This is a genomic window from Gryllotalpicola reticulitermitis (assembly GCF_042651345.1).
Taxonomy (GTDB): domain Bacteria; phylum Actinomycetota; class Actinomycetes; order Actinomycetales; family Microbacteriaceae; genus Gryllotalpicola; species Gryllotalpicola reticulitermitis.
Genome location: NZ_JBHSCN010000019.1, coordinates 25332 through 32838 on the forward strand (window position 1 = coordinate 25332; position 7507 = coordinate 32838).

At 69.0% G+C, this 7507-nt stretch carries 8 protein-coding genes; 2 read left to right on the forward strand and 6 right to left on the reverse strand.

Features of this window, described 5'->3' with window-relative positions; translation table 11 throughout:
• Positions 1–84: 84 nt before the first annotated feature.
• From ACFOYW_RS17055 to ACFOYW_RS17070, 4 genes are all read right to left on the reverse strand, one after another.
• Complete coding sequence (locus ACFOYW_RS17055; RefSeq protein WP_390231774.1) at positions 85–2364, reverse strand: hypothetical protein; 2280 nt, start codon at positions 2362–2364, stop codon at positions 85–87.
• Positions 2361–3143, reverse strand: a complete 783-nt coding sequence (locus tag ACFOYW_RS17060) for a hypothetical protein (protein ID WP_390231776.1) — start codon at positions 3141–3143, stop codon at positions 2361–2363. The genes ACFOYW_RS17055 and ACFOYW_RS17060 overlap by 4 nt, the downstream gene beginning before the upstream one ends.
• A 405-nt stretch (positions 3144–3548) precedes the next feature.
• Positions 3549–4739 (reverse strand): hypothetical protein, encoded by a 1191-nt coding sequence (locus ACFOYW_RS17065; RefSeq protein WP_390231779.1) that lies wholly within the window; start codon positions 4737–4739, stop codon positions 3549–3551.
• A 169-nt stretch (positions 4740–4908) separates the two neighbouring features.
• Positions 4909–5157 (reverse strand): hypothetical protein, encoded by a 249-nt coding sequence (locus ACFOYW_RS17070; protein WP_390231781.1) that lies wholly within the window; start codon positions 5155–5157, stop codon positions 4909–4911.
• An 81-nt stretch (positions 5158–5238) separates the two neighbouring features.
• Between ACFOYW_RS17070 and ACFOYW_RS17075 the strand changes: the two genes are divergently transcribed.
• On the forward strand, positions 5239–5553 hold the full coding sequence (locus tag ACFOYW_RS17075; protein WP_390231784.1) for a hypothetical protein: 315 nt from the start codon (positions 5239–5241) through the stop codon (positions 5551–5553).
• 10 nt (positions 5554–5563) lie between these two features.
• On the opposite strand, the gene ACFOYW_RS17080 is transcribed toward ACFOYW_RS17075, so the two are convergent.
• Positions 5564–6340, reverse strand: coding sequence for an SOS response-associated peptidase (locus ACFOYW_RS17080; RefSeq protein WP_390231793.1), 777 nt, complete (start codon positions 6338–6340; stop codon positions 5564–5566).
• A gap of 99 nt (positions 6341–6439) precedes the next feature.
• Here ACFOYW_RS17080 and ACFOYW_RS17085 point away from each other — a divergent pair, with 99 nt between their 5' ends.
• Complete coding sequence (locus ACFOYW_RS17085) at positions 6440–6700, forward strand: hypothetical protein (RefSeq protein ID WP_390231787.1); 261 nt, start codon at positions 6440–6442, stop codon at positions 6698–6700.
• 13 nt (positions 6701–6713) lie between these two features.
• On the opposite strand, the gene ACFOYW_RS17090 is transcribed toward ACFOYW_RS17085, so the two are convergent.
• Positions 6714–7322: a recombinase family protein gene (locus ACFOYW_RS17090; protein ID WP_449267386.1), complete on the reverse strand. Its 609-nt coding sequence runs from the start codon at positions 7320–7322 to the stop codon at positions 6714–6716.
• Between the last annotated feature and the right edge of the window lie 185 nt (positions 7323–7507).

The following is a 7507-nucleotide window of genomic DNA, read 5'->3' on the forward strand; positions in this document are numbered from 1 at the left end:
GTGGTCGGGGCGCTGCGTCAGTCCGTCCCCACTCAGGGCAGGCCCGTGGGGTTGTCCGGATTGTGGGCGCGGTGGCGCATGCGGTTACAGCTGGTAGCGGGCTTTCGCGCGCTCCAGCAGCTGGTCGAGGGTGTCGACCCATTCGACGGGCAGCTGGTGCTGGTCGCCGCCCCAGACGTGGAAGCGTCCGGGGGTCCATTCATCGCTCCAGCGGCCGGCCGGCACGGCCGGTTCGCGGGCGTCGGTGGTGAATTGCGCGCTCTCGGGGTTCTGCTCGTCGTCGAGCACTTCGGTTCGGGTGGCCGGCCAGGCCACGGCCTGCCAGTGGCCGGCCTCGCCTTCGGTGAGGTCGATGACCAGGCCGACGATCGCGGCGGCCGGCTCGGCCGAGCGAGCTAGCGGGAGAGCGGACGGCGCGGCCTGTTCCGCGATCGGCGCCGGCGTTGACGCGTAGGAGGCAAGCGTGCTCGGGCCGGCCGGGGCGGCGTCGACGGACGCCGGCTGCGCCGTCGTCGACGTCGGCCCGCCGGTCTGAGAGAGCCGGGTTGCCGGCGGCATGACGCGGAACTGGGCCATGCCGCCGGCCTGGACGATCCAGAAGGCGCCGTCCCACGATTCGCGGACGTCGTTGGGGTCCAGCGCGTAGCTGTGCTGCGCGCGGGCGCTGCGCAGCTCTTCGCCGTAGGCGCCGCCGGAGGCCTCCTGACGCATGATGGTGCCGGCGTAGCCGACCACCTCGTCAGGGTCCTTCGTGCGGCCGATCAGCAGCGCCGCGCCGGAGGACAGTGCGCGCTGCCGGCGTGCGGGGTCGTTGGACAGGCCGGCCACGGACTGAGCCGCGAGCACGAGGCCGAGGCCCGCGGAGCGGGCCGTCTCGAACAGGCTCGCGGCGGTGTCGCCGGGGTCGCTGTCGGCGGTGACGAGCTGCGCGAACTCGTCGACGATCACGAGCAGCGGCGTCCCGGTGGTGCCGTGCTGCATCCGGGTTCCCATGAAGCGGCGCAGGTCGTAGAGCATCATGTCGCCCAGCGCCGCGTGGGCCGGGTCGCTGCCCGGCCGCAGCGGCACGATGGTGAGGTCCGCGGGCAGGCTGTCGTAGCTCCAGCCGTTCTCGCTCACCAGCGGCTCGATCGGCCGCAGCGCGGACATGACGTCATCCAATACGCGGGTGCCGCGGGTCTCGCCGCTCTTGCCGAATTCGTGCTCGACCAGCTGGAGGTCGTAGTCGTCGCGCACGTGCGGGCCGGGGTTCCGTATCCGGTCGCGCAGGTCCGCGATCGACTTGAGCGGCGTCTTGCCCTGCACGGCGTCGAGGACGCCGATCAGGTCGCGCGTGTACACGCGCCCCTCGCCGGTGTTCTCACCCACCAGGCGGACGATCTTGCCGCGGATTTCCGCGGCCGTGCCGACAAACAGGTTGAACGGCATGTCATACACGGCAGTGCGCCCGGCCTGCCAGGTGCGCTCGACGACCTCGCGGGCGTCCTTCGGGTCGCCCTTGGCGTCGATCATGACCACGGGGATGCCCTGCTCCAGCGCGCAGAAGATCAGGCTCTCCAGCAGCGTCGTCTTGCCGGTTCCGGACTCCGCGAGCAGCAGCGCGCGCAGCGCCGCGAGCTTCGGGAAGAGCATCCACCGGCCGCGCCGGTCGATCCAGTCGCGCACGCGGCGGAAGTCGTAGAACCGCTCGCTCAGCGTGCGGATTAGCGGCCGGGTGACCAGCCCGAAGGCATGGCCGCCGGCCACCGGCCGGGGAGCAGTGCGGGCGCTGCGGCTCGCGCCGATGATCTGCCCGGTGCGCGTGTCCACGCGCACGCCGAGCTGTCGGGCGCTCACATAGTCGGGTGCATGCCGGCGGGCGCGCTCCACGCGCTCTTGCGTCATCACGTCCGGCAGGTGCCGCTGCGCGGCCGCGGCCGCGATACGCCGGCGCTTGAGGGAGAACGCGGCCGGGGCCAGCGCGACCCCGAGCAGCAGGTTCCCGACGACGGCCGGCCAGAAGGTCGGCCACAGCTGCCCGGCCCAGGTGCCCGGCGTGCGGTGGAAGAACGCCGCCGCCTGCCCGGCCGTGATCCACCGGCTGAGCCCGGCGACCTCGCCGGCGAGCACGCCGACGACCATCAGGATGCCGACCGTGACCACGACCCACCACCAGCGGGGCGTGGTCCAGTAGCGCAGCTTCGTCGCCGCGATCCCGCCGGAGAACGTCCACACGATCAGCGGCACCAGCAGCGGCAACGCGATGAGGAAGACGACCAGCAGCAGGGCCACCTTCAGCAGGCCGCCGACAATCTCGGTGGTGGCGTCGCTGCCGGACTGCGGCGGGTACTGCTGCTGGTCGTAGTAGCTCTGCTGGCTGCTCATGCCACGCCCCCGATCCCGTCGAGCTGCGCGGGCATCGACACGGCCGGCTCCGGGGCCGGCGCGGCCTCCAGACGGCGTAGCCAGCGGGGCTGCTCGCTTGTCTCCCACAGCCCGCGACGACCGAAAACGGGTTCGACGGCGATGCGCTGGCGAACAGCCCGGTTTCCGGCCTCGCCCGTCTGGCCGAACTGCTCCAGATTGTTGAGCACGGTCGTCGCGACCTCGCGCGTGGTGAAGTACGCCACCCGCGTCATCTCGCTGCGCTCGAACCGGCGGCGCAGCTTGCGGAAGATCGTCATGTACCTGGTAGTGCGCTTGCTCGTCAGCTCCACCTCGACCAGGTGCCTGGTCGAGCCCTGGACGGCAACGCCGTCCGCCGGGTGGTCCTCGCTCGCCCGCGGCCTCCCGGTCTTCGCCTCGCCGGCCTCGTCGAAGAACACGTCGCGGTGCCACTCGTAGCCGGCCGCGAGGTAGTGCGCGGACACGACCGACACGGCGACCTCGTGCCGGGCGGTCTGGCTCAGCAGCTGCGGGGCCGGCCTGCCGATCGCCGCGTGCGTCGCCCACACGAGCGACCCGCCCGCGCCGGCGACCCGCTGCCGGTCGATGAGCCCCAGGCCCTCCATCCGGGCGCACCACATCTGCGCAGCTCGCAGACTCACCGGCGAGCTGGCCCCGTTCATGCCGGCCAGCGCCCAGCGCAGGCCCTCCATGTTCGTCAGCCGCACGGTGTCGAACCACTGCATCATCGCCTGGTCGCGATCCGTCACCCACGCCATGAACGCCCCCCAAATGAAGTCAGGCTAACTGTCTTCGTGCGCAGCTCCAGCAACACGCTCCACCCGCTCACCCACATAGCCAGGCTACTCGTACACCCCCGTCTAGGTCACGTGCCCTCGCTACCTTCTCTCCACTCAACTGCGCCCCTAGATGAACAGCGGCACAAGCTCCGCTTGTTCCGTTTCCTGGGTTTGGTTTTTGGTTTTGCTCTTCTCTTCTCTCTCTGTCTCTCCTTTGTTGCCCTGCTCTGCCCTGTGCCCCTTTACTTCCGAACCTCCCTCTCACAAGAACTTGTTCGCAGGGAGCGGGAGGTTCGGAAGCAGCGCAAGCCGGGGGCACAGGGCAGAGCAGGACAACCCTTTCGTTTACCCCTTCGCCGCCGGTGAAGGGGTAAACGAAAGGCCTCACGAGGGGTCTCCGGGGTCGAAAGTGCGGCGCTGCGCGGCGTGGAGCGCCGTCAGGCGCTCGAACTCGGCCCGGTCCATAGGAACGGCCCGGCGTTCCAGCTCGATGCGCGAAGCGGCCTCCTGGCGGCGCCGCTCGGCGGCCTCGATGGCTTGCCGGCGCTGCCTCTCCACGGGCGTTTCCGCGTCGACGTCGACGGCCGCTCGGAGCATCCATGCGAAGTACGCCACTGGGTCGCGCTGCGTTTCCGGCTCGGCAACGGTGACGTTCTGAGAACGCAAGTGCTGATTTACCAGGTCGAGCAGCGCAGCTGCCGTCCACGCCTCGGGACGGATGCCGGCCCGAGCGAGCGCATCGCACAGAGCACCGATGTGGACTCCTCGGGCAAGCCACGGCATTCGGGAGGCGAGCTGCGCTGCCAGCTGTTGAAGCCCCATAGGTCGAGGCGACCTTGCCCGTCGGACAGACCGGCCTTTCATCCTTCGTAGCTGCGGCCGCGAAGCGGCCTCCGCGCGCGCTGCGCGCGTTGGTGGGAACTCTTTAACAGCCACCTGCTGTTTAACTTTCTCTCGAGAGGGTAGGGGGGCGGCATCCACAGCCGGCGCTACGCGCAGCAGCTGGCGAGCCCACCTCGGGATCGTGAGGAACCTGGTCGACGCCACCGCACGCTGCGCTGTACCGCCCAGCTCGCGGGCCTCCGTCAGCTGCTCCAGCGTCAGCCGGTTAGCGCCCCGGCAGACGACCAGCTGGAAGCCGATGCGGGTGAGGAACTGAAGGATCTCCTTCACCGTGCCCGGCGCGCACTTGATCGCCTCCGCGATCGTGGCCCGGCTCACGGCCACGTTCCGGCCGGTCCTGAAGTCGGCCGCTGCCGCCAGCTCACGCGCGCACGCCAGGATCAGCTCACGCGAGGACATGCGCCGAGAGCGGCGTAGCCGCTCGACCGCCGGCTGCGCCAGAGCCGCCTCCAGCGCAACCAGCCACGCCTCCGGGTCGCACGCCGGAACCCTCGAATACGTCTCCAGTGCCGGCCGCAGAATCAAGCCGCCTCGACGAGCGGCCTTCTGCGCCCCGTAGAGGGCCGAAGGCCCCTCCTGGGCACGGTTGCTCGGCCGAGCCGCGATCGCCCGCGAGCGGGGCGCGTGCAGGGTCGTCGCCGGAGAATCGCCGCGCGAAACGGCGATAACCATGTGTTTAAAGTCAGGGTTAGGCGTTACGATGGTGCCGTCCCTTCAGGGAACAGCGGAGCCTCCCAGCTCCACTGGGCTTTTGTTTGGAAATCCGAACCTCTGCACTCGCCAAAGTCGGGAGGTTCGGAAACATGCTTCGAGCGCCGGTCCTAGGACCGGCGCTCATGCGTTAAGCGGCGCTGTGGGTCGTGCCCCCTATCCCGTCAAGTTCTGTGGTCTGCGTCTCGGGCGTCCACCAGGTCGGGAGGCCCGCGCTATCCAGCTCGACATGCTCGATGAGAAGCTGGATGAGGTATGACCGGGAGACGTCCATGCGGTCGGCAATAACGCTCAGTTCCTCACTGGCCTTCGTCTCGATCGTGAAGCCGTATACCTTCGGCTTCTCCTTGGAGCCGCGTGGTCGGCGCGTTGCGGTCATGGCGTCAGGCTAGACCCGCTTTATATTTAAATCGAGCGTCTGGCACGTCGGCGTGTCGGAGGTCGCTGGCAGGCTCCGCTTGTGGGGCAGGCGGACCGGACGGGCAAGAAGATGGATGCCGCGCTCCTGTGGACCCTGATCCGGCCGCAGCCGCGGTCGCTGTCTGCCGAGGAAGCCCGGATGCTTGAGGACCCGATGCGATCGCCGCAGGGCCCGGTGCGGGCGCTGGCGTGGCTGCGGTTCCCGACTGGGGACGGCGACTACGTGGTGCAGCTGCTGGAGTGGAATGGCACCGCGGTGCGGGTGGAGGGGATGCTGCACGGGGCGAACGTGTTCCGCGCGATCGTCTACCGGGGCGCGCTGTCGCCGCGCGGGTCGGCCGCCGGCCTACGTTGACACGTAGGTGTCAGCTGCTCGAGCGTGGGTGTCGGCCGATCGGCTCGACGAGCTGCGGGCCGTCTCCGCGCAGCGGGGCCACCTGGTCGAAGACCAGCTCGGAGGCCTGCTCGATCCCGGCGAGCACGGCGTCGTCGACGAGCTGCTGGTCTCCGGTCACGGTGGCGCTGATCCAGTGCCGCCACATGTCGGCCGGGAGGATCACGGGGTTGCGGTCGTGGATGTCTGCGAGGGTCTGCACGGCGTCGGACGTGAGGATCGTGGCGGTGAGCGTCCACCGGTCCTCGTCGTCCTCGGCCTTGGCGGGGTCGGGCCACCACGAGTAGAGGCCGGCGAAGCCGATCACGGATGCCTCGGGGTGGTGGATGAAGTACGGGGTCTTGGTCTTGCCGTCCGCGGCGGTCTGCCACTCGTAGTAGCCATTGGCGAGCACGATCGCCCGGTGCGACTTCACCGGGCCTTTCCATGTCGCCTTCTCGGTGATGCCCTCCGCGCGCGCGTTGAACGTCGGGTACTTGAGCTTCAGCGTCTTGCTCCAGCTCGGCACGAGAGACCAGTGCGCCGGCTCGAACCACGGGGCCACGTCCTTGCCGCCTTTGGCGGACTCGAACAGCAGCGGGACGGCCTGCGTCGGCTTGATGTTCCACGACGGCTCCCACAGCCGATCAGGCCGCCAGTCCTCCATCCGATAGCCCTCGCGCACCCACTCGGCGATCGAGGCGTTCACCTGGTCGTTCATGCTGAATCTGCCGCACACACGGCCACCGTAGACCGGCGCGCAACGCACGGCGACCGGTGGAGCTGCGTCGGCCGCCGCGGCGGGTTCTCGAGGCATTGACACCTAGGTGTCAACTGCTCGAGCTGGGGGACTCGTACACTTCCGGTCATGAGCGAGGAAGCGCGGCGGCCGGCGCCGCTCGGAGACGTCGACGAGCTGGTGCAGTTGCGCTGGCAGCTCGGCCAGGTGCGCGAGTACGTCGCGGCGCTCGCAGAGCGCGGCTCGCCGGCCTACGGGTCGGAGGCGTACCAGCTGCCGGCGGCGATCATCCTCGGGATCATCGACCGGCCGCAGCAGGCGATGGATTTGCAGGCCGACGTCGCCCGGTCGATCGGCCGGACCTTCCGGCCTGGCGACGCAGACGAGTAGACCGGATAGAGCGCTACGCGGCGCTGCCGCGTTGGAGTTCGCGGTAGATCGTTGCTCGGGAGACACTGAACACTTCGGCCAGCTCGCCCTGCGAGTGCTCGCCCGCAGCGTGCATCTTGAGCAGGAGCTTGCGCTGAACCGCAGTGAGCTTCGGCTTCTTCCCCTTCAGTCGCCCCTTGGCTCTTGCGACGGCCATGCCCTCGCGCGTGCGCATCCGGATCAGGTCTGCCTCGAACTCGGCCACCATGCCGAGCACGTTGAACAGCAGCCGACCCACAGGGTCGTTCGAGTCGTAGATGCTGCCGCCGAGACTGAGGGCGACGCCTTTGTTCGTTAGTTCTTCGGCGATATCGCGCGCATCAGGCAACGACCGGGCAAGTCTGTCGAGCTTGGTGACCACGAGAGTGTCGCCGTCGCGCACGGCGGCCAGGGCTTCGCGCAGGCCTGGGCGGGCACGGTTAGTCCCGGTGAGTCCGTGGTCGACATGGATGTGCTTCGCGTCCACGCCGAGGGCTGTGAGCGCGTCGCGCTGGGCGGTGAGGTCTTGCTCGATAGTCGAGACGCGGGCGTATCCAATCAGCACACATGACAGTGTTGCAGTTGACGCTCCATCATCGGGCATTTCATCGGGCGGGTCTTACGGGCATCTCCAGCTCCCGAAATCTCGCGACCGGCGATCGGTCATCGACCCCATGCGTTGACCGACCGGCTTACGTTCGTCTCAGCTGAGGCGGTCAGCGACCCGTTCGAAGACGCGCCACATCTCTGATGGTTCCGAGACAATGCACTGCATACCTGCTGCGATCG

Bases quoted from the DNA above. Each gene is read 5' to 3' on its own strand.
- ACFOYW_RS17065 (WP_390231779.1), bottom strand. From the start codon at position 4,739: ATGGTTATCGCCGTTTCGCGCGGCGATTCTCCGGCGACGACCCTGCAC.
- ACFOYW_RS17055 (WP_390231774.1), bottom strand. From the start codon at position 2,364: ATGAGCAGCCAGCAGAGCTACTACGACCAGCAGCAGTACCCGCCGCAG.
- ACFOYW_RS17085 (WP_390231787.1), top strand. From the start codon at position 6,440: ATGAGCGAGGAAGCGCGGCGGCCGGCGCCGCTCGGAGACGTCGACGAG.
- ACFOYW_RS17070 (WP_390231781.1), bottom strand. From the start codon at position 5,157: ATGACCGCAACGCGCCGACCACGCGGCTCCAAGGAGAAGCCGAAGGTA.
- ACFOYW_RS17090 (WP_449267386.1), bottom strand. From the start codon at position 7,322: ATGCCCGATGATGGAGCGTCAACTGCAACACTGTCATGTGTGCTGATT.
- ACFOYW_RS17060 (WP_390231776.1), bottom strand. From the start codon at position 3,143: ATGGCGTGGGTGACGGATCGCGACCAGGCGATGATGCAGTGGTTCGAC.